The organism is Sphingobacterium sp. UBA2480, assembly GCF_002341965.1.
Taxonomy (GTDB): domain Bacteria; phylum Bacteroidota; class Bacteroidia; order Sphingobacteriales; family Sphingobacteriaceae; genus Sphingobacterium; species Sphingobacterium multivorum.
Genome location: NZ_DDPA01000007.1, coordinates 1112551 through 1135175, shown reverse-complemented (window position 1 = coordinate 1135175; position 22625 = coordinate 1112551). Strand labels below are relative to the sequence as shown.

The following is a 22625-nucleotide window of genomic DNA, read 5'->3' as shown; positions in this document are numbered from 1 at the left end:
ATTAATCCATTCAAAAAGGATGAGTGAATTCCCTAATAATCTCTTCTGCTTTCGACAGTATAGGTAAAACTTTCCGCGCGGTAGAACCCTAAATTATATTCAATCGGCTTCCCAGATTGGTCAAATACAAAGCGCTTGCGGGACAGAATAGGATCACCGATATTAATCTCCAATTTATCAGCTATAAATTTATTTGCGGCCATTGCATCCAGCTCTTCCTGAGAAAGATCTGCAACGACATGATAATCTGCTTCTAAGATCTCATATAAAGGTCTCTTAAAATCTTCATCGCCGTTTAAACCTATACGCGGATGGAAGTAAGAGATAAAATAAACAAATGGGTCATCTTTCTTTCCTCTCAGACGTTCTAGTTTTAATAGCTTTTGGTCCTCATCTACATTAAAAAACTTCGAGACTGCTTTGTCCGGAACAACCCAGCTGACGTGAAGCTCAAAATTCTTTACCTCAATTCCTCGGTTTTTCATCTCTTGTGAGAAACTCAGCCAATTCTTGGATTTGGAACTAAATTTGGAACTAGCCACCTTCGTGCCTATTCCCTTCTTTCTAATGAGCAACTCCTCGTAGACTAGTTTATTGATCGCCAAACGCAAAGTAGAACGGGAAATTGCCAATCTTTTTGCTAATTCAATTTCGTTGGGCAATAACTTACCCTCTATATATTCAGGCTGCTTAATTAATTCGCGTAACAGATTCTCTGCTTGTATATGCAGCGGAACAGGGCTTTTATGATCTATTTTTAAATTCATCAGTTGGATTGCTTGTGCTAAAATAAGATTTTTTGCATAATTAAAAAAATAGATATATGTTTGTATGTATATACATATTAATATAAACCGCAGATGTCAAAGAGATTTATCATCATTTTATGTATCGTTTCACTTGGAGGACTCCTTTTCGGTTTCGATATGGCTGTAATTGCAGGTGCATTGCCGTTAGTAAAGCAATTTTTCGGACTATCTCCTGCTCAAGAGGGCGTTTTTGTCAGTTCAGCCCTGCTAGGCTGTATTGTTGGTGTATTTTTCACAGGACCATTAACAGATAAATACGGCAGAAAACCAGCCTTTGTTACTGCGGCCCTGCTCTTTTTATGTTCAGCAATTGGCTGTGGATTCAGTCCTTCTTATAGCATATTAATTGCAAGTAGAAGCATTGGGGGCTTGGGTGTTGGAATAGCCTCAATCGTTGTGCCCTTATATCTCGCGGAAATATCGCCAAGTAAATTTAGAGGAAGATCAGTCACCTGTTACCAACTCGCTATTACATTCGGTATCCTTTTTGCGTATATCAGCAATTATTTGATTCTCGAATATAGCTCCGCACAGCAAAATGAACTCTGGCGAACTATGTTTTTAGTTGGTGCAGTACCGGCTTTATTGTTATGCATCGGAGTTTACTTTATTCCTGAAAGTCCACGTTGGCTATCTAAAAATGGGCGGAACACGGAAGTAGCAGCGATCAGTGGCGCATTAGGACTATCGGATATACAAGAGGTCGGCAACGTTTCCTCGAAGGGAAATCTACGTGATCTCTTCTCGCCTATTTATCGCAAGGCCTTCCTATTGGGCTTATTCCTTCCTTTATTTTCACAGCTCAGTGGCATAAACGCAATTGTCTACTATGGTCCGAGCATATTGCTTGAATCTGGTATTTCATTAAATAATTCCTATCATGCTCAACTATTCTTTGGAGCCGCCAATGTGTTATTTACTTTCTTTGCCATCTGGAAGGTTGACAATTGGGGTAGACGTCCCTTATATCTTTTGGGAACGGTAGGTGCTACCCTGAGTTTGCTGGTTACTGGATATCTTTTTAATCAAGGTCAAGTCAATAATATCGCATTGATTATCGCTATACTTTCGTTCTTATTTTTCTTTGCTTTTTCCATTGGCCCGCTAAAATTTGTTGTGGCGGCCGAAATCTTCCCAAATGCCATCCGGGCTCGTGCCATGGGTATCAGTATTATGGTGATGTGGATTTCCGATGCTATCGTGGGACAACTAACACCCATTCTACTCGCTTCCTGGGGGGCCCGCTATACGTTCTGGTTGTTTGCATTTTTCTGTGCCATCGCATTCCTTGTTGTACTTGCATTCCTTCCGGAAACAAAGGGTAAACCTTTGGAAGAGATCGAAAAATTCTGGATTGAAAAGCACAATAAAAAATCAACAAACAAGTAAGCAAAAAGCGACTTAATCCAACATCATTCATTTGCAATAAATTACATTATATGTATTCTAATACTCAAACAAAACCTTTTCAGTACGAAATCACACCGACGTTTCCGGTTCAAGGAACACTATCAAATTCCTACACGGATCTTGTTGCACATCTCATTACACATAATATACATAGCATTGATGGTTTTGTAGGTGTTGACTGGGCTACAATCATCCCCAAGCTAAAGCAAGAATTTGAAAAACAGGGCGTAACTCCACGATTTATTGCCATGGATTCAGCTTTAAAAACTGAATCAGCGATCCAGGAGCTTGTCGCACCATACCTCGGTGGCGACGATCCATTATTTGGAAAAAAGGCCGGGATTCAACTCATTGAATACTTTGACACCCAAAAGCTTGCGGACCTTCAAACCATACGAGCAAACGCCGAATCAATACAAGCTGAGTATACCATCTTTTATGGCCCTGGAGCATCATTAGTCGATACGTCTAGTCAGCTGATGTTTATTGATCTGCCCAAAAACGTGCTAATTCAACGTATGCGTGCGGGAGAAGCTTTAAACTTAGGTTGTTCAACACAGACCAATCAAAAGGAAACCTACAAGCGTTACTATTTTGTCGATTGGGAAATATTGAATAGACATAAAAGGTCTATCCTTTCCCGTGTCGAAATTCTTGCCGATCAACAATCGTCCCAAAACCTACCATGGATCACAGGGAAGGATCTACATGCTACTTTGCTGGCCATGTCCCAAAATTACTTCCGCGTACGACCAACTTTTGAACCCGGCGTATGGGGTGGACAGTGGATGAAAGAGCACCTTTCAGGCATAGATCAGCATGTCAAAAACTATGCGTGGTCCTTCGAAATGATTGTCCCTGAGAATGGCATTTTGCTCGAAGCAGATGGACATACACTCGAAATTTCATTTGATCAATTGATGTTTCAAGAAAGTGCCAATGTGCTTGGTCATGCCCAGCAACGTTTCGATGTTGAATTCCCGATACGCTTCAATTTTCTGGATACCTTTGATGGCGGCAACCTATCCATTCAATGTCACCCTAGTCCAGCCTATGCAAAAACAGAATTTGGAGAAAACTTCACACAGGACGAATCATACTATATCGTTGATAGAAAAGAGGACGCACAAGTGTATCTGGGCTTTCAGCAATCCATTGATGCAGACAAATTTCGCTCAGCTTTAGAAGAGAGCTTCCATACCGGAACAGCCATGGATATCGAGCAATACGTTCAAAAATTCGAATCCAAGAAACACCAATTGTATTTGATACCACATGGTACTGTACATTCTTCCGGCGTGAATAATCTCGTACTCGAAATCAGTGCAACACCTTACAATTATACCTTTAAAATGTACGACTGGGTGCGTCCGGATTTAGATGGGAAACCACGCCCATTAAATATTGATAGAGCATTCGCCAACCTCAATTTTAGCCGAAAAGGTGATGTCGTAAAAAACACGCTGCTTGCTCAGCCCACTGAAGTAGCCCTTGATGCGCAAGCAACAAGAATACATTTGCCAACGCATGAAGATCATTTCTACGATGTTTTTAGATACGAATTCGATCAGGATGTTGCAATTGAAACACAAGGACAGTGTCACATCATGATGCTTGTGGAGGGGGAGGCAATTGAGCTGACGACAGCAAATGGCATGAAGAAAGTCTTTCATTATGCTGAGACTTTTGCTGTTCCTGCTGCTGCCGGATCCTATACATTGCGTAATTTAGGAAACGATAAGGCAAAGGTTATCCAATCTTTTGTCAAAGAATCCAAATGTTAATCAAACCATTTACTATAAACTAACAGCACAATGAGAACTATATTTTTTGCGTTATCTTCGTCTCTCCTATTACTGTCCTGCCAAAATGCTGGCGGTAAGGTTTCGACAAGCAATTTACAGGACAGCATCCAAAAAGACAGCAGCTTCAATCTTGTCAAAGATATGGCTACGAACGTCATTAAAAGTGGATTCAATGCGGGGGATGGATACAGTGAGGTGTGGATTAGAGATTACAATACATTTATCACCTTAGCAACAAAAGTCCATCCCCATGAACAGATCAAAGATCAATTAGCTTTGTTTTTTAAGCTACAAGGTCCTGATGGTAATATTGCCGATGGTTTTGTCAAAAAATCCAGCTTAAAAAATGGCGTATCGGACTATTATACCATCACAAGTCCCTTAGCTCCTGATTATGCAGCACACAAAAATACAGTTGAAACGGACCAGGAGTCTTCTTTGATCCAAGCGGTACATAAATATATCGTTGCAACGAAAGATAAGGCTTTTCTCGATGAAAAAATTGGAAATGCGGCTGTAAAGGATCGCATGGAGCATGCTTTACAATTTTTATTGGACAAACGTTATAATGCTACTTATGGTTTACTTTGGGGCGCAACTACAGTCGATTGGGGTGACGTTCAACCTGAACACGATTGGGGTGTCCACCTGGATGAAAATTCGCATATTGCTTTGGACATCTACGACAATGCAATGTTTTTGATCGCGCTTGACAATTACATGGATCTTTTCCCTGAGAAAAAAGAAAAGTGGGGAAAAATCAGAGCGTCTATAGCAAGTAATACCATGAAACACCTTTGGGATGAAAAGAACCAAAAGTTTATTCCCCATATTTATATCAAAGGCTCTCCATTTGCGGCTGATTTTGATGAAAATCAAATCTATTATCATGGTGGAACAGCAATCGCTATTGAGGCTAATTTGCTCAGCAAAGAGCAAATAAAAGTTTCATTGGATAAAATGATTAAAAATGTAAATGACGCTGGTGCAGCAACAATTGGACTTACTGTGTACCCGACTTATCCGGCAGGCTCGTTTAAGAACAAAGGCATGTATCCTTACGGTTATCAAAATGGTGGGGACTGGACCTGGTTTGGTGGTCGTATGATTCAGCAGCTTGTTAAAAATGGCTTTCAACAGGAAGCTTATGCGCAAATACAGCCGATGCTTGCCCGTGTTATCAAAAACAAAGGATTTTATGAATGGTACACAAAAGATAACAAACCAGAGGGCTCTGGAACTTTTAGAGGTGAAGCAGGTGTCCTTTACGATGCCATCGAGTTATTAGAAGGTGCTGGCACGAAATAAAAACAGCTTATCGTGATGTAAAAAGAGCAGCAGGAAATTCCTTGCTGCTCTTTTATTTGAAATCGTCACCTCCGCATTCCTATTCCTATTCCTATTCCTCCTATCCTACTCTAGCGCATTTTGTCTCATTCCCCTTATACATTCGCTTCACATCTGCTAAAAAATCCTGTTTATGTTCCTTAATAACTTTCCCGTCTTACCCAATCGTTAAATTATACAATAATATTTCATTCGGATTGCGGATTTCCAGCGTATAGCCAGCAATTCCAACAACAGCTCAAAACCTGATTGTATCGGTTTCAATAAAAGGCAAACTATAATTACCGGTATCTGCCTTAATCTTAGCGTTCAACTGCTTTATCGTAGCGACTTCCTGATTTGCGGTTTTATAGAGATAAACGTTTTTTAAACTCGGAAGGTCGTTCAGTTTTGACAGACCTTTTGAGGTAACTTTTGTTCCCGTCAGATTTAAATACGTTAATTTTGACAGACCTTTCAACTGGCTCAATCCGGCATCGGAAATTTCTGTATTTTCTAGATGTAGGCGGGAAAGACTCGGCATTGCCGAAAATATTGAGAAAGCAAGATCTGTAACAGCTGTATTTCCTAATTTCAGCTGTACAATATTATCCTTAATACTTAATAATTCCTGTAGGTCCTTATCATTAAATTGAGGATAATTAATGGCATTAACCAACACAAAGTTATTATCTTTTGCAACTTGGATGATCTTAATACCCTTAGCCTGCCAAGCATCGATTTTATCTTTTGGCAAAGCTGGCGCTGCAGGTAAATCTGCATATAATACCGATGGAGTGTCTTTTTCCCCTGTTTCTAATTTTTTCAACAAATGAGCGATTTCCTCCGTTTGTGGTATTTCACGCACTTTTTTATCAAAATTGGCTCCTTGATCTATCCACCAGGCAATCAGTCTGATCTGATCAGGAGTTATCGGCGTACGACCTTTAGGTGGCATTCGCTTCTTATGTCCCTCAGGTAATACCAACCTGGCATATAATTCACTCTTTTTCGAATCGCTTGCATGCAGTACTGTGCCATTCTCTCCTCCTTTTAACAAATTCTCTTTTGTATCCAATGCCAGCCCCCCTTCCTGCTTTTTTTTCCCATGGCAGCTTTGACAACGCTGTTTAAGAATAGGTTGAATAATTCCATTATAGGCATCTGCTTCCTGTGCATTTTGAACGATAAGAACCTCCTCTTTGTCTTCTTCCGTTTTAAACAGCTTTTTTAGTGCCACTGGCATAGCTTCGACAAAGTAGCCCTTTCCATGCGTCAATGTTCCACCATAGTGTCCAGTGACCCCAATCATGATTACTACGAGAAAAAAAAGCCAAAAGCGAAATGCAGCAGAAGATTCTTTACGATAGAGAAACCACAATAATAAGCTGCTCAACGCCACGACAATTCCTAACCATTTGTGATAGCTCAGTACATCCTCCTCATAACCTCCATTTCGTGAAAGCAGATAACCCGATAAAGCAGCCATTATGGCAGCTATAGTCCCTAGGAATAAGGAGAGCTTAATAGCAGGCAAATACATAGCTCCGCTTTTAAACTGCGTCCTAATTGCCATAACAAAAGCCAACAACAATATGCCGATCGGTAGGTGGACCAAAAGAGGATGAAATCGTCCCGAAAAGCCCAATAATTCATCAAAGAAAACCATCATTCTTTATATCTGTCTTTGAGTAAATGCAACATATAGACATTGATTGACCACTGATCGGCCACCGGTTGTTGTGTAAATGGCAATGTGGGTAAATAACCCGCTGGGCCAAACTCGGTTGTTATGGTTAATAACTTCATCCCGTTATCCTTGTGTTTAGCAACAACTTTATCCCACCAGGCCAAATGTTGTGCAACAATACTCTTCCATTCAGGAGCGGCGGGGTCGTTGACTTGTGGTCCTTCGGGATGCCCAATGCGTGCATGAATGTGCTCAGTTCTAGAAAGTGCCTTTGTTACGGCCTCGGTCTGATCAGAAAGCATTGATTCGTGTACATTACACCAATGTGAAATATCCAATGCAAGTTGTAACGTCGGAATCTTCTCTAAATATTCTTTTGTTACATGGGCTGCAAAACTAAATCTTCCGCGGTGTGTCTCATGATAAACGGGGATACGGTACTTATTTTTAGCTGCATCAGCAAGCTCAATCAATGTTTTGTTCTGTTCAAACGAGTAATAATCTTTACCTGTATGGCAATTAATATAATCGGGTTTCAGCTGTGCTGCTTCATCCAAATTACGCTTAAAACTTTCTTTATATTCCTCATAAGTTCCACCAGATCCCCCTGAAAGTAACCCTAAACTCAATCCATGTTTATGTAATGCATCCATCATCTCTTTGCGCTCTTTGGGACTACCAGGTAACCAGGATTCAACACCATCGTAACCTGCATTTTTCACACGGAGACAGAACGTATCCCAGGAATCATTATTTCCCCAATTGGTGCAATAATATTTAATGTGCAACTGCTGGGCAGTCATGGATAGAAAACTGCTCATAAATAAAATTAATACTAGAATTTGTTTCATTTTTTTAAATTATAGCTTGAATTAGTTCACCCTCCACATCTGTCAATCGGAATGGCCTTCCCTGAAAATCGTATGTAAATTTCTCATGATCAAAACCCAAAAGATGAAGCATGGTCGCATGGACATCGTGTACAGAACTACGCCCTTCTACCCCGGCGAACCCGATATCATCGGTTTGACCGTAACTTATACCATTACGAACTCCTCCACCTGCCATCCAGATGGTATAGGCATCGGTATGATGATCACGTCCCAGGAATGGCATGTCGCTGTTGTCCCTATTTTCTTGCATCGGTGTGCGCCCAAATTCCCCGCCCCACACCACAAGTGTTTCTTCCAGCAAACCACGTTGTTTTAGATCCATAATCAATGCGGTCATTGGTCGATCAATCTCTCGGCATTTATTTCTAAAACCGAGATCAATCGAATCTGCTGGATTTGTACCGTGACTGTCCCAGCCCCAATCAAATAACTGAACGAATCTCACCCCTTGTTCTACGAGTTTCCGAGCCAATAGGCAATTATTGGCGAACGATTCCTTACCAGGCTCTGTTCCGTACAATTCGTGAATATAAGCCGGTTCATTATTGATGTCCATCACTTCAGGTACGGCTACCTGCATTTTATAAGCCATCTCATATTGTGCGATCCGCGACAAGGTTTCGGGGTCTTTAAAGGTATCATACTCTGTTTTGTTGACGCTATTTATGGCATCAATCAAATCACGCTTCATACCCCTTCCCATTCCTTCAGGATCGGCAATGTACAATACGGGATCACCCTTTGAACGACATTGAACGCCTTGGTATACCGATGGTAAAAATCCACTTCCCCAGACACTTTTACCAGCATCAGGCGTTTTACCTCCCGATGTTAACACAACAAAACCGGGTAAATTGCTATTTTCAGATCCCAGACCATAAGTTACCCATGAACCAATGCTAGGGCGACCGAGACGGGCACTTCCTGTATGCATAAACAATTGGGCCGGGCCGTGATTGAACTGATCGGTATGCACAGCCTTCAGAAAACTCACTTCATCAACGACTTTACTAAAATGAGGCAAATGATCTGATACCCAAGCCCCACTTGCTCCATACTGTTTAAAAGTAGCCTGTGGTCCCAGCATTTTTGGAATCCCACGAATAAAAGCAAATTTCTTTCCTGCAAGCAAGGACTCCGGACAAGGTTGATTATGTAATTTCTGCAAGGCAGGCTTGTAATCAAATAACTCCAATTGTGATGGAGCGCCAGCCATATGCAGGTAAATGACACTTTTAGCCTTACCTGGGAAATGAGGTGGCTTGGGCACAAGTGGATTGAGTGCATTCAGATCCAACTTTTCTGCTGATTTTGACTGTCCCCATCCATTACAACTCGTTAACAAACTCCCCAAAGCAATACCGCCGATACCGGCCACACAATCTTTTAGAAAATGTCTTCTGGTGACAGCCTGCAATTCAAATTGTTGCGCTTCTTTTATTAGCTTATTTAGGTCTTTCATCTGACTATCATTACGTATGAACGGGCTGTGTCTCTAAAATTTTAGTGCGCAGCTTTAGCTCATTTCGGTTTATATTCTTACTATTTTATAGGTCTAACCTTCTCAATAAAAGACTTCGTTTTCATACGATAGTCCTTATTCAGAAGTCTCTATCCATATTTTTCATTTCATTATTTATGATTTCGTTAAAAACTCGTCCAAATTCAACACTGCATTCGCAACAAGCATGTAGGCAGCTTTTGAAGGCAGGACCTTTACATTGCTTTTTGCTAAATCTTCATTCAAAAATTTGGCTGCCGAATCAGGCTTTTTGCTGAAATCAACCAATGCCTTTTGATAAAGATGTTCCAGTTCCTTGAGTTTCTTTTCATCGGCATCCTTCAACATGGCACGTCTATAACCGACACGAATACCATTTCTAAGGTTTCCATTTCCCTCTTTCTCCATAATAGTCCCCAGATGTTTAGCCGCTTCGAGATAAACAGGATCATTTAATGTGGCAAGCGCTTGCAGCGGTGTATTGGTGCGAATACGGTCGACCAAACAAACCTCCCTGCTAGAAGCATCAAAAGAAACAAAAGACGGATAAGGACTCGTACGCTTTAAAAACGTATAGATGCCCCTTCGGTATTGATCTTCTCCAGCACTTTTCACCCAGGACTCACCGCTATATACAGTCATCCATACCCCATCAGGTTGGTAGGGCATTACACTTGGTCCATACATTTTGTTGCTGAGCAATCCACTTACAGCTAAAGCTTGGTCACGAATCTGTTCGGCAGATAATCTAAACCGAGGTCCCCTTGCCAAATAATAATTCTGTGGATCCTTCTCAAAATTGGAATTGTTCAAGCTAGAGGACTGCTTATACGTTCCGGATAAGACAATCTCGCGGATCAGTTTTTTAACGCTCCACTTTTTGGTATTCATCAGATCTAGGGCAAGGTAATCCAATAACTCTCGGTGAATTGGCGGGATACTCTGAGTGCCCATATCTCCCAATGGTTCAACTAGGCCCCGGCCAAATAGCTGTGCCCATACGCGATTAACTAAGGTTCGTGCTGTCAAGGGGTTTTCCTTACTGACAATCCACTGCGCAAACCCCAGACGGTTGCGCGGAGCGCCTTTCGGGAAACTATTCAGTGAAGCCGGAACTGTAGGCTGTACTTCCGCCCCCAGAGACAGACGGTTACCACGTATAAATACATTTGTTTTACGATGCATGTCTTTGGGATTTTCAATCATGATTGGCACACCTTCGGGTTGCATGTTGACCAACTGGAGAAAAGTCTTTTGAAAATTCATATTATCCAGTGACTTTTCATGTGGAAAGTTCTCACGAAATGCAAACCATTCAATCATGCAGATCGGCTGCCCATGCGCCACAGATGGATTTTTGAAAACCAGATATAAGTCATGTACACCGCGAGTCGGGAGTATGGGAGAATGAATAACCTGTCTTCCATTTGTACTCGGCAAATCAATAACGGCGAGAATTGGTCCTGTAGGTTTATCCACGTGAATTTCTAATTTTCCATCTACCGCGCCTGTCCAGAAATTCATAAAAAATTGCTGTTTATTATCCAAGTTTATTGCCCTTAACCGAGCCGATCCTCCAGTTCTAACCCCCAACCATTTCGTATCATAAAGCGCACCATCTACTATTTGATCGCTGTAATGCGCATGTATTTTGGGTTCAAGAGTGTGAAGGAATAGATCTGTTGATTTTACCAAGCTTGTATTTCCTGTCGTCGACAACCACCTTTTTATACTGTCAATTCGCTTTTCATCTTGTGCCGTATAAAAACGAAGTTTAGGATGATCACCTTGGGTGTCTTCATCTCTGGTGTTGTTAAAAAAAGCTAACGATTTATAATACTCTTCAAATTTAAAGGGATCATAAGTATGACTATGGCATTGCACGCATTCGAAGGTTGTACTCAACCATACTTGATAGGTTGTATTTAAGCGATCCAAAACCGCAGCCATCCGAAATTCCTCACTATCGGTCCCCCCTTCATCATTATTCATGGTATTGCGATGGAAGGCGGTTGCGATAAGTTGATCCTTGGTTGGCTCCGGGAGCAAATCCCCAGCGAGCTGTTCAATCGTAAATTCATCATAAGGCATATCCTTGTTCAAGGCCTTAATGACCCAATCCCGATAGGACCATATCGTGCGCGAACCATCCTTCTCGTAACCCTTCGTATCTGCATATCGCGCCATATCCAACCACCAACTCGCCCACTTTTCGCCATATTTCTGCGACGCCAGCAAACTATCTACACGCAAGGTATAAGCATCATCACGCTGATCTGCTTCAAAGGCTTGAATTTCTGCCAACGTGGGTGGAATACCAATCAGATCTAAATACACTCTCCGTAGCAACAGTGCTTTATCGGCCTCATCAGCAAAGGATAATTTCTTCTCTTTCATTTTATCCAAAACAAAAAAATCAATCGTATTATTCACCCCTTTAGGTTTGACACCAAATATGCCGAGCAATGAAAAAGGTTTAGGTACCTCAGTCTCCTTGGGCGTTGTATATGCCCAATGCTCTCCCCATTTGGCACCTTCATCGATCCATCTTTTGAGTATATCAATTTCATCATCGTTCAGTTTAGGGGCATTGTAAGGCATACGCAATTCAGGGTCATCGGAAATCAGTCTCTTTAACAATTCACTATGTTCGCCATCGCCACGAATAATTGCTGGTTTGCCAGACTCGGCTTTGGCGAAGGCCTCATTTTCAAAAAGAAAACTTAGTCCGCCATTTTTTTTAACCCCACCATGGCATGTGATACAATGTTTATTCAATATCGGTTTAACATCAGCGCTAAAATCAATTGGCTCTTTCTTTCCAAAGGTCAAAATGCTCGTACCAATAAGCACAAGCGCCAATAATGTTAGCACCACAATCTTTTTTCTCATAGCATTGGGATATATCTACTCTATAACATTTTAGGTTTACGCACTACAACGAAATAAATAATGATTGTTTTTTTCGTTAAGTGGAGCCGAAACTATCCGATAAATGTGCTAGTTTCGAGTAGGATAAAATTAGATAACAACACTGGATTATACTAAAACTGGATTAACAGAAACATAAACAATATTACCCTTTGCTCTTGCAAGGTTTTCTGGATACTATATTCCCACTTGCTCAAAAGATTGATTTAAAACAGCATGATGTACTTTTTTCGGTTAAACTGCAGACCCTAAAAACGGTACTTTTATACCATATTCTTTCGTCTCAAAAAGTATAACAATTTCGATACGAACTCACTTTTTTGATTTCATACACTGCATACATCTCAGTTAAATTTGCTTAAACGTGATTCCAGGATCAGGGCCATCGCTTTGCTAAAATAGTATGCAAAAAAGTAACAATAGTGTCAGTACCTCCCCATCCAGAGTTTTAAATTTACAAGCTAACCCTTTCAATTATGAAATATCTTTATTTAATACTATGCTGTTCGTTTACCCTGTTCTCTTTCGGGCAACCAACACCTGACAACAACCTCCATTTCGATCAGTTGGCTTCGCGATGGGATGAAGCCATTCCCTTGGGAAATGGTCAATTGGGTGCACTGATTTGGAAAAAAGACAATACGATTCGATTTTCACTTGATCGCGCAGATCTATGGGACGAAAGAAAGGCCTTTGCAATAGAAAACCACAATTTCAATTGGGTCCAACAACAAATAAAAAACAACAGCTACGGCATTGTACAACAGTGGGGAGACGCTCCTTATGACAGATCCCCCTATCCTACCAAGCTTCCAGCAGCGTCGCTGTTCTTTGACTTGGCGAAATTTGGCACTGTCGTTTCAAACGTACTTGATCTGGAACAGGCCACCAATATTCTTAGATTTAAAGATGGTAGGATATTAAAAACCTTCATACATGCCTATAAACCATTTGGCTATTTTGAAATCACAGGAAACAATGTTAGTGACCTTTTACCTCAATTAATTCCACATCAATATGAAAATAACGCAAACAAAGACGAAAACAAAAGCGTTGTCGAAGGTCAAGATTTAGCAAGATTAGGGTATAAGCAAGGAAATATAATCCGCACCAGCAACTATGAAGTGCTGCACCAAAATACGTATGATGATCATTTTTTTGAAGTTGTATTGAGGTGGGAAAAAATATCAGCTAAAAAGCTGATTGGTTATTGGACAATCGTCAATGATCAAAAGGCAAGCCCATCTGCACTTTCCCTCAAAAAATACACCGAAGAAAAAGCAAGCCATTTGCAGTGGTGGTCAAACTATTGGTCCAAATCAAGTATAACCATTCCTGATAAAAATCTTGAAAAACAATATTATCTTGATATGTATAAACTCGGTGCTGTCGCAAGAGAAGGTGCTCCAGCAATTACGCTTCAGGCCGTGTGGACGGCGGATAATGGTGGTCTTCCTCCTTGGAAAGGCGACTTTCACAATGACCTTAATACACAATTAAGCTACTGGCCAGCCTATTCGGGAAATAGATTGGCCGAAGCCAAAAGCTATACGGATTGGCTCTGGAAGATCCGCAAAAAAAACAAGGACTTTACAAAGCAATATTTTGGTGTCGATGGGCTGAATGTACCCGGTGTCCTCACGTTAAATGGAGACCCTATGGGTGGATGGATTCAGTATTCTCTTTCTCCTACTATTGGTGCATGGGCGGCCCAGCATTTTTATTGGCAATGGAAATATAGCATGGATAAAACCTTTCTAAAAGAACAAGCCTATCCCTATATCATGGAATCTGCAACTTACCTTAAAAATATAACCACACTAAAAAATGAACGCCGTTACCTGCCCTTGAGCAGCAGTCCCGAATACAACGACAATAGTGTATCAGCATGGTTTGACAATTGGACTAATTTCGATCTTAGTTTAGCGCATTTTCTTTTCCAGGCTGCTACAGAGGTGAGTACAGCAATGGGCAAACCGCAAGAAGCAGAGAATTGGTTAAAATGCAAGGCGCAACTACCTCATTATGCGACCGATGAAACTGGGCTACAAGTTGCTGTAAGTCTTCCAATGAAACATTCCCACCGTCACATGTCTCCCTATATGGCAATTTATCCATTGGATTTATTAGACATCAATAATCCGCAGGAAAAAGAGCTCATTGAGAGCTCCCTAAATCACATTGAAAAACTGGGTACACGAGCGTGGGTTGGTTATTCCTTTGCATGGATGGCTTGTTTACACGCGCGCGCTAAACAAGGAAAGGAAGCCGTAACCAATCTTCGAAAATTTGCGCAGAACTTTTGTTCCTCCAATTCCTTTCATTTGAATGGCGACCAAAAAGACGGACAATATTCAGACTTTACGTATCGACCATTTACCTTAGAAGGTAACTTTGCATTTGCACAAGGAATACACGAATTGCTCATTCAGAGCAAAAATAACTATGTAGAAGTTTTTCCGGCTTTACCTGCTGAATGGGCAACAGCGTCTTTCAAAAATTTGAGAACGATGGGTGGATTTATCGTAAGCGCTGAAAAAAAAGAAAATAAAATTGTTCTGCTGAAAATAACTGCTACCGAAGATGGTACCTTTCGAATTTTTGAACCCAAGGCACTCATGCACATCAGCACTAAGAAGCTCATACAGAGAGATAACACCATACAATATGTGAAATTAAAAAAGGGACAAACGGTCAACCTATGTAGCCTATAAAAACAATGGATTTGCCTTACCAAATAAAAAAAACACCTTACACAGTACCGATACAGTCAATTTAAGTCAGCTGATAACGTGCAAACAATGCAAAGAGCCCAAATCATCCAAAGCGATAATTTGGGCTCTTTGCATTGTTACATTACATTATTTAGAATGATTATAAAAAATAACAGATAATCCTTTGAAAAATGCAATAGGACCAATAACTTTGCCTCTGTTTATAATTAATCTAAATAAAATATTCAATGAATCGCATCATCATCTACCTTATGTTGCTTGTCCCAGGAGCTCTACTTGCGCAAGCACAGCACAAAGCAGAAATACTGGGTAAAATCCTTTCGTCCGACGGAAAGCCCATTGAAGGGATAACCGTCAGACTACAACCGCAAAACATAACAACTTCTACACGATCTAATGGTTCATATCAATTTAAATCACTTAAGCCGGGTCAGGCAAAATTAGCCATCTCAGCCATAGGTATTCAACCACATGAGCAGGAAGTCGAAATTACGGATGGTAAAAATAGGGTTCCTGATATTTACTTAATTGAAAATCAAGCGACACTGCAAGAGATCGTTATTAATGGTAAAGGAAATAACAAATTCACACGGAAACAGAGTTTATATGTTTCCAAAATGCCACTGAAAAATATGGAGAACGCACAGTCGTATGCTGTCGTTACCAAAGAGTTGCTAAAAAGTCAGGTGAATACAAATTATGATGATGCATTAGCCAACGTTTCAGGAATTGATAAGCTTTGGTCGGCGACTGGACGGCCCGGAGACGGTGTTAGTTACTACACGTTGCGCGGTTTTAGTACGCAGGCTGCCATGATTAATGGTGTAGTCGGTATTTCCAGTACAAGTCCAGACCCTGCGAATCTCGAAACAATTGAAGTGATTAAAGGGCCCTCTGGTTCATTATATGGCGGTGCGGCTGTTGGTTTCGGTGGATTAATCAATAATATCACGAAAAAACCTTTAGATACCGTGGGCGGTCGGGTAAATTATATTTTTGGAAGTTTCGCACAACATCGCCTTACGGCAGATATATATGGCCCATTAACAGCAGATAAAAAATTGCTCGGACGAATCAATACAGCATTATCCCATACAGGTACCTATCAAGACGCAGGATTTAATAAGTCGGTGTTTATTACACCTTCACTAACCTATAAACCAAACGAGAAACTGGATATCCAACTCGATGTTGAACTTTACCAAAACAAGGCTACTAATCCACTGATGGTTTTTCTCAATCGTTCACGTCAATTATTTGCCAGAACCCCCAAGGCACTTCAATTCGATTTTGATAAGTCCTATACTGCTAACGACGTCACATTCAAAAACCCAACCACCAACCTCCGCGGAAATGTAGTGTACCGGTTTAATGAGCGGTGGACGTCCAACACCACTGTAAACTGGAACAACCGGAAGGCAGATGGCTACTTTCAATATGTGATGTACCTACAAAACAGCAATGACACACTTATTAACAGATATGCTGGTAAACAAAATTATGCTGCAAAAAATATCAATGCTCAACAGAACTTTATTGGTGATTTTCATATCGGCGAGCTTCGCAATAGACTACTTGTCGGTCTGGATTATTTATACCAGCAAACAGAAACACATAATTCGCCCTATGTCCTCGTAGACCAGATCAACACAGCAATAGATGATCCAGATTACTATAAATTTAATGCAGGAACCATTGACGCAGCCATAAGCGCTTCAACGGCAGCCAAAACGAACAATAGAGGTCGAAATCAAGTATTGGGAGCCTATGTTTCAAATGTATTGGATCTCACGTCGCAGTTACATTTAAACCTAGCGTTGCGTATGGATTATTTTGATAATAAAGGAACCTACAACTTCGATAAAGACACAACGACTGGGACTTACCATCAGACTGCGTTCTCACCCCGTTTCGGTTTGGTTTATGAAGCTGTAAAAGGTCAGGTATCACTATTCGCCAATTATCAAAATGGGTTTAAAAATGTATCTCCAGTTGTACAACCACATCCCAGCATCTCGGGAGACTTCAAGCCCCAACAAGCCAAACAATGGGAAGCCGGAGTCAAATTAGACCTTTTAAACAACAAATTAGGCCTGACAGCAAGTTACTATGACATTTCAGTAGATAATATGCTTCGTCCTGACATAGTCACCATTGACGGACAAACCTATAATATTAGTGTACAGGACGGCACGCGCTTGAGCCGGGGAGTTGACTTTGATGTAACATTGGCCCCTATTCAAGGTCTAAACCTCATTATGAGCTATAGTTATAACAATAGTAAGATGACTAAAGCAGACAAGAATGTCAACAACCTACGTCCGACAGAAGCTGGGCCTAAACATCTTTCCAACATCTGGGCAAACTATAGCTTACAGCAAGGAAAACTAAAAGGACTAGGATTTGGTATCGGCATGAATTATGCAAGTGAAAATGTAATTACCAATAGTGTTGCAACTGGCACATTTACCCTTCCGTCTTACACACTCCTGAACGCGAGTCTATCTTATGGATTTAAACATTTTGAATTCGCCTTCAAAGCAAACAATTTAGGAAATCAAACTTATTTCAAAGGATGGACAACGGTAAACCCGCAAATGCCTAGAAATATACTTGGAAGTTTTGCCTATCAATTTTAAAAATATTTTTCTATAAAAAAAGCGTTTCGACAATGGTGGAAACGCTTTTTTTAACGTGAACTACAATTTATGCGAGCTCAATCAAAAATTCCTCTTTTGGAAGTCTAAATTTTTTCAGCTTCAACAACCAATCTTGTTCTTCCATCCGATAACCCAACGGAAGCATAACCGCACTCTTCAATCCCAGCTTGTCTAAACCAAGTAATTCATCCAATTCGGCATTTGAAAAACCCTCCATAGGCGTCGCATCAACGCCTAGTTCTGCTGCCTGCGCAATTGCCAAACCAAAAGCAATATAAGCTTGCTTCGCCGCATGTGCCGCTTGTTGTTCTTCTGTAAAACTTGCTAATTGGCCTTTCAACCTATTTTTATACTCGTCAGTGCTGTCTAAAGGTAAACCTCTCAAGGTATTCATCTTGTCGAAGGTTTTATCAATGCGTTCGTCGGTGTATCTATCCCATCCTGCGAATACCAATAGATGTGAACTATCAGCCACTATTTGTTGCCCCCAAGCCACAGGCACAATTTTTTCTTTTAATTCCTGATTCGTAATCACAATTACACGGAACTGTTGAAGTCCAGAAGAGCTAGGTGCCATCCGTGCTGCCTCCAAAATCTTATCCAAATCTTCCTGAGCGACCTTTTTTGTAGGGTCGTATTTTTTTGTGGCATAACGCCATTCTAGAGTATCCAATAAAGCCATTTTGTTTTAATTTAAATGATCAATAGCAATTTCATAAAGTTATATAAAGATACATAAAAAAATAAATGTCTAAACATCAAAATCAAGAAATAAAACAATAAAAACTAGGACAAAAACAGACTGGCATTCAGCATTTATTACTAAACTTTTAAAGCCAAAACACAGTATATTTACTTCTAATCGCAAATAAATGCCTATTTTATTCAATTTTATTAAGACCTTTGTATTGGTTTATATCCGGTATAACAAAATGACCTTGAACTATTTGTTCTCGGTGGTAATACCCTAACAAAATAGAAAACTGAGCTTTCATGCTCAACAATAAAAACATCAGCGATGTCTATAACGAATGAAACTGAGCTAACAGGCATACAAAAAGCGAGCGATGCCGTTGCCATCACCTTAAAGGCTATGATAGAATATGCTCAAGAGGGCATGTCCACGAAGGAGCTTGACGAATATGGAGCCGAAATATTGAAAGGTATGGGTGCAAATTCTGCTCCCGCTCTCACTTATGGTTTCCCAGGTTACACGTGTATCAGTATAAACAACGAATTTTGCCACGGAATACCTACGGCGGAAAGGATATTGCAAGAGGGCGATTTGATCAATATCGATGTATCTGCCGAATTAGATGGATATTGGGCTGATAATGGTTGTTCCTTTGTTATAGGAAAGGACATCTTTGAACACGAAAAATTGGTCAATGCATCGAAAGAAATTCTTCAAAAGGCAATCAATAATATTCGTGGTGGTGTGAAAATAGCCGATATTGGGCATCTAATCGAAACTGAGGCTAAAAAAAGAGGGTATAAAGTCATCAAGAACCTTGGCGGACATGGTGTAGGAAAAAGTCTGCACGAGGAGCCCGACGAACTGCTTAACTATAAAAACCGCTTCGACCAACGAAGATTTCGAAAAAATACCGTTGTTGCTATTGAAACCTTTATTTCAACGACCTCCACCTACGCAACCGAACTCAACGATGGCTGGACAATGGTTGGTGACAAAGGTGGATTCATGGCACAACACGAACATACGATTCTCGTTACCGATGGCTATCCCGTTATATTAACTGTACAGAATGCAATTTACTAGCCCGTAATAAGAAAATCCTTATAGGTCTTTTCTAACAAGTTATTGAAAGCTATCGAAAAGACCTATTTTCTTTAAATAAGACTCCAAACTTGTGGTATAGTGCATCAACCCTTTACATCAGGATAGAGGTTGTTAAAAAAATTAAGGGGCCTCTCATAATGAGAAAACCCCCAAATAATATATTTTTATGGCTAAATAATTTTTGTCAAACCCAAAGATTAATCCCACTGGATAACTGACTACAGCAGTAAAAATAGCTTATTCTTCTCAGCAAAAAAGTGATGAAAATCACTTTTCATAAAATTTTTATTCTCCTGTTCAAAATTCAGCTTCACTCGTCTTCACATTTCCCTCAACTATTGTCTTTTAACTGTTTTGAAAACTATTTTGAAAAACACCAAACATTAGAAAACCTTTGTTCCAAACTCTTCGCTTCCAACCCTTACTCCTTGCTCAGCTGCCTGAATAAACATGCAGAATAAAACGCTACGATAATATTTGTATTTAGGCTGGTGTAACTTATAAAGTTTAGTATTTTTGATCGATTAAAGTAATCTAGATTGAGAACAATAAAATTCCATAAGGGAGAATGCGGTGTTGACTTCTTGTTGAATGTCCTCAACGAAATAGAAACGGATTATACACATCAAGAAACTTACCATAAAGACTTTTTTGAAATTCTATTTTTCAAAAAAGCGAAAGGCAGATTGATATTGGGGCAAGAGATCCTCTCCTTGTCCGACAATTCAATTATCTTTATTTCAGCTTTTCAGAAACATACCTGGGAACTGGATCCTGAACACCTTGAGTTTACAACATTGATTTTTCAGGAAGACTTTTTAAATGATTTCTTTTCGGATAAATTATTCACATACAAACTATTATATTTCTACCAGCTTAGTTATGTACCCCAGATTATAGCAGATGACACACATATGTCAAAATTCTTAGGTCTTCTCGCCGAAATTAAACTTGAACTCATGGAAACCCAAGCAGATAGTGTCCATATTATTCGTTCTTTACTTTATTACCTATTGCAAACTTTAAACCGAAAATATGCACGCTTAAATATGCTTCCGAACCAAAAAGCGGAAAATAACTTCGCCTATCAATTCAAAGAGCTTATGGAACAGTTCATTCGGGAGAAACAACGGATAAACGAATATGCGACACTTATGGGAATAAGTAGGATTACACTAAATCAGGCCGTTAAGGCACAGTTTAATACCACAGCTGCCCACTTACTTCGACAACGGTTACTATTTGAGATTCAGGATCTGCTGATCCACTCTGACCATTCCGTTAATCAAATTGCTTTTGCTCTTAACTTTTCAGAACCCAATCATTTAATGCGTTTTTTTAAAACTCAAACTGGAAAAACCATAAGTGCATTTATTCAGGAATTCAAGTAAATGTTGAATTATCTATTATACAAATTGTCGCTATGGAAATCGGGCCATGCAGATCGGCCTCCCAATGGCCCGATTTCCCTATAAATCAATAGCGTGCCAAGTACGTCTCGGTATCCTGAACCTGCGCATAAAAGAACGCCAAAGCAGCAAGAAAGGCATGCTGAACATCCAGTGCAGCAACTACGGAACCATTAATCTCAAGATCTCGCGTTGCACAGGCATCAGCAATTACAGTACATGAAAAACCTAAATCGACAGCGGCGCGTACCGTAGCGTCGATACACATATGGGTCATCATGCCTACGACAACAAGTTTCTCGACCTTATTGCTGCGAAGGTAATCCAATAATTCTGTCTCTCTAAAGCTGTTGGGAAAATGTTTACGTATTACTAGCTCGTTTGGCATTGGACTCACGCTTTCATGAATTTCGGCAGCTCTTGTGCCATCAATAAAGAATGGCATTGCTTTTGGATCTGAGGAAATATGTTGGATATGAACCACAGGTAACTTTTCTCGCCTAAATTGGTCGATCACTCTTCTGGCGTTCATCCCTGCCTTTAAGGGATCCACAAGTTCCATTCCGCCATCTTCAAAATACTCGTTTTGAATATCAATGACTATTAATGCGCTATTTCTCATCTATTTTATGAATTAAGTTTAATACAAAATTAAGCTGGATTTAGCGGCGATGACCTACCAATAAATCACCAAATACTACCATTTTGATAAGAGCGATAAGACGGGATGGATAGAAAGTTATGTAATGTTTTACATAATTTCGATCAAAAAATCACCAACAAAAGCTAACTTCGCTGCATATACACGTCACATACAGGTGATAAATCGTAATAATAGATATCATGGCATTGAAAGAATTACAACACAGCAAAATATATGGCGCAGATAACGGTGGCACTCCATTAATTGTCCTACATGGGCTTTTTGGCATGGCAGACAACTGGGGATCCTTTGGTCGTAGTTTTGGCGAGAAAAGACAGGTACATCTACTCGATCTTCGTAATCACGGACGAAGTTTCCATAGTGAAGATATGTCGGTGGAAGTTATGGTAGACGATCTGCTGTCCTATATTGTATCCATTGGAGCAGATAAAGTATTGCTATTGGGCCATTCTCTAGGCGGAAAAGTAGCGATGCAATTTGCTATTGACCATCCTGAAAAGATTGAAAAACTGATCATCGCTGATATAGCTCCGAAAGCTTATCCTCCACATCATGAGGACATATTCGACGCGCTATCTGCTGTAGATATTACAACACTAGAAAACAGGAAAGATGTACAAGTAAAGATTGAACACTACTTGAGCGATCCGGGTGTTATCCAATTTTTATTGAAAAATGTATATATCAGAGAAGATCGAAAATTAGATTGGCGCTTTAATCTGGATGTTTTAAAAAATAAATATACGGAGTTTATTACTGTCGGGGTAAAATCAGGAATATTCAACGGCCCCACATTATTTCTACCAGGAGAAAAATCAAGATACATATTACCTGAAGATAAGATTAAGATCAGGGAACAATTTCCAAATGCCGTATTTAAAACAATTCCTAATGCTGGTCACTGGGTTCAAGCTGAAAATCCACAGGTATTCGACGCATTCGTTGCCGAGTTTTTAGATTGATAAAAATGAGATACATTGAATGTCTACTC

General features: G+C 40.1%; 15 protein-coding genes. 8 read left to right on the top strand and 7 right to left on the bottom strand.

What is annotated here, in order from left to right; translation table 11 throughout:
- Nucleotides 1-32: 32 nt before the first annotated feature.
- Nucleotides 33-767 carry a GntR family transcriptional regulator gene (locus B3600_RS17990; RefSeq protein ID WP_046674612.1) on the bottom strand — a complete coding sequence of 245 codons (735 nt, stop codon included), beginning with the start codon at nucleotides 765-767 and terminating at the stop codon, nucleotides 33-35.
- Between the two features lie 93 nt (nucleotides 768-860).
- Between B3600_RS17990 and B3600_RS17985 the strand changes: the two genes are divergently transcribed.
- The 3 genes from B3600_RS17985 to B3600_RS17975 are packed head-to-tail and all read left to right on the top strand — an operon-like array spanning nucleotide 861 to nucleotide 5332.
- The gene (locus B3600_RS17985; RefSeq protein ID WP_286753852.1) at nucleotides 861-2198 is read left to right on the top strand and encodes a sugar porter family MFS transporter; all 1338 of its coding nucleotides are present in this window, start codon (nucleotides 861-863) and stop codon (nucleotides 2196-2198) included.
- A 50-nt stretch (nucleotides 2199-2248) separates the two neighbouring features.
- Nucleotides 2249-4003, top strand: coding sequence for a class I mannose-6-phosphate isomerase (locus B3600_RS17980; RefSeq protein ID WP_286753851.1), 1755 nt, complete (start codon nucleotides 2249-2251; stop codon nucleotides 4001-4003).
- A gap of 30 nt (nucleotides 4004-4033) precedes the next feature.
- The gene (locus B3600_RS17975) at nucleotides 4034-5332 is read left to right on the top strand and encodes a hypothetical protein (protein WP_286753850.1); all 1299 of its coding nucleotides are present in this window, start codon (nucleotides 4034-4036) and stop codon (nucleotides 5330-5332) included.
- A gap of 277 nt (nucleotides 5333-5609) precedes the next feature.
- Here B3600_RS17975 and B3600_RS17970 read toward each other — a convergent pair whose 3' ends face one another.
- The 4 genes from B3600_RS17970 to B3600_RS17955 all read right to left on the bottom strand — a co-directional run bounded on the left by B3600_RS17970 (nucleotide 5610) and on the right by B3600_RS17955 (nucleotide 12326).
- Complete coding sequence (locus tag B3600_RS17970) at nucleotides 5610-7022, bottom strand: c-type cytochrome domain-containing protein (RefSeq protein ID WP_286753849.1); 1413 nt, start codon at nucleotides 7020-7022, stop codon at nucleotides 5610-5612.
- Entirely contained in the window at nucleotides 7019-7891 is an 873-nt protein-coding gene (locus B3600_RS17965; protein WP_286753848.1) for a sugar phosphate isomerase/epimerase family protein, read from the bottom strand. Before B3600_RS17965 ends, B3600_RS17970 begins: the two co-directional genes overlap by 4 nt.
- Nucleotides 7892-7895: 4 nt before the next feature.
- Nucleotides 7896-9395 (bottom strand): DUF1501 domain-containing protein, encoded by a 1500-nt coding sequence (locus B3600_RS17960; protein ID WP_286753847.1) that lies wholly within the window; start codon nucleotides 9393-9395, stop codon nucleotides 7896-7898.
- A gap of 174 nt (nucleotides 9396-9569) precedes the next feature.
- Complete coding sequence (locus B3600_RS17955) at nucleotides 9570-12326, bottom strand: DUF1553 domain-containing protein (RefSeq protein ID WP_286753846.1); 2757 nt, start codon at nucleotides 12324-12326, stop codon at nucleotides 9570-9572.
- Nucleotides 12327-12841: 515 nt separating this feature from the next.
- Between B3600_RS17955 and B3600_RS17950 the strand changes: the two genes are divergently transcribed.
- Entirely contained in the window at nucleotides 12842-15079 is a 2238-nt protein-coding gene (locus B3600_RS17950) for a glycosyl hydrolase family 95 catalytic domain-containing protein (protein ID WP_286753845.1), read from the top strand.
- A 248-nt stretch (nucleotides 15080-15327) separates the two neighbouring features.
- Nucleotides 15328-17739 carry a TonB-dependent siderophore receptor gene (locus tag B3600_RS17945; RefSeq protein WP_286753844.1) on the top strand — a complete coding sequence of 804 codons (2412 nt, stop codon included), beginning with the start codon at nucleotides 15328-15330 and terminating at the stop codon, nucleotides 17737-17739.
- A 67-nt stretch (nucleotides 17740-17806) separates the two neighbouring features.
- Here B3600_RS17945 and B3600_RS17940 read toward each other — a convergent pair whose 3' ends face one another.
- Nucleotides 17807-18442: an NAD(P)H-dependent oxidoreductase gene (locus tag B3600_RS17940; protein WP_070565384.1), complete on the bottom strand. Its 636-nt coding sequence runs from the start codon at nucleotides 18440-18442 to the stop codon at nucleotides 17807-17809.
- A gap of 336 nt (nucleotides 18443-18778) precedes the next feature.
- Here B3600_RS17940 and map point away from each other — a divergent pair, with 336 nt between their 5' ends.
- Together map and B3600_RS17930 are read left to right on the top strand one after the other, a co-directional pair.
- Nucleotides 18779-19540: a type I methionyl aminopeptidase gene (gene map, locus B3600_RS17935; protein WP_286709999.1), complete on the top strand. Its 762-nt coding sequence runs from the start codon at nucleotides 18779-18781 to the stop codon at nucleotides 19538-19540.
- A 560-nt stretch (nucleotides 19541-20100) separates the two neighbouring features.
- Nucleotides 20101-20952, top strand: a complete 852-nt coding sequence (locus B3600_RS17930) for a helix-turn-helix domain-containing protein (RefSeq protein WP_286753843.1) — start codon at nucleotides 20101-20103, stop codon at nucleotides 20950-20952.
- A gap of 85 nt (nucleotides 20953-21037) precedes the next feature.
- Here B3600_RS17930 and B3600_RS17925 read toward each other — a convergent pair whose 3' ends face one another.
- Nucleotides 21038-21592: a cysteine hydrolase family protein gene (locus B3600_RS17925; RefSeq protein ID WP_046674600.1), complete on the bottom strand. Its 555-nt coding sequence runs from the start codon at nucleotides 21590-21592 to the stop codon at nucleotides 21038-21040.
- Nucleotides 21593-21813: 221 nt separating this feature from the next.
- Here B3600_RS17925 and B3600_RS17920 point away from each other — a divergent pair, with 221 nt between their 5' ends.
- Nucleotides 21814-22596, top strand: a complete 783-nt coding sequence (locus B3600_RS17920; protein WP_286753842.1) for an alpha/beta fold hydrolase — start codon at nucleotides 21814-21816, stop codon at nucleotides 22594-22596.
- Nucleotides 22597-22625: the final 29 nt, after the last annotated feature.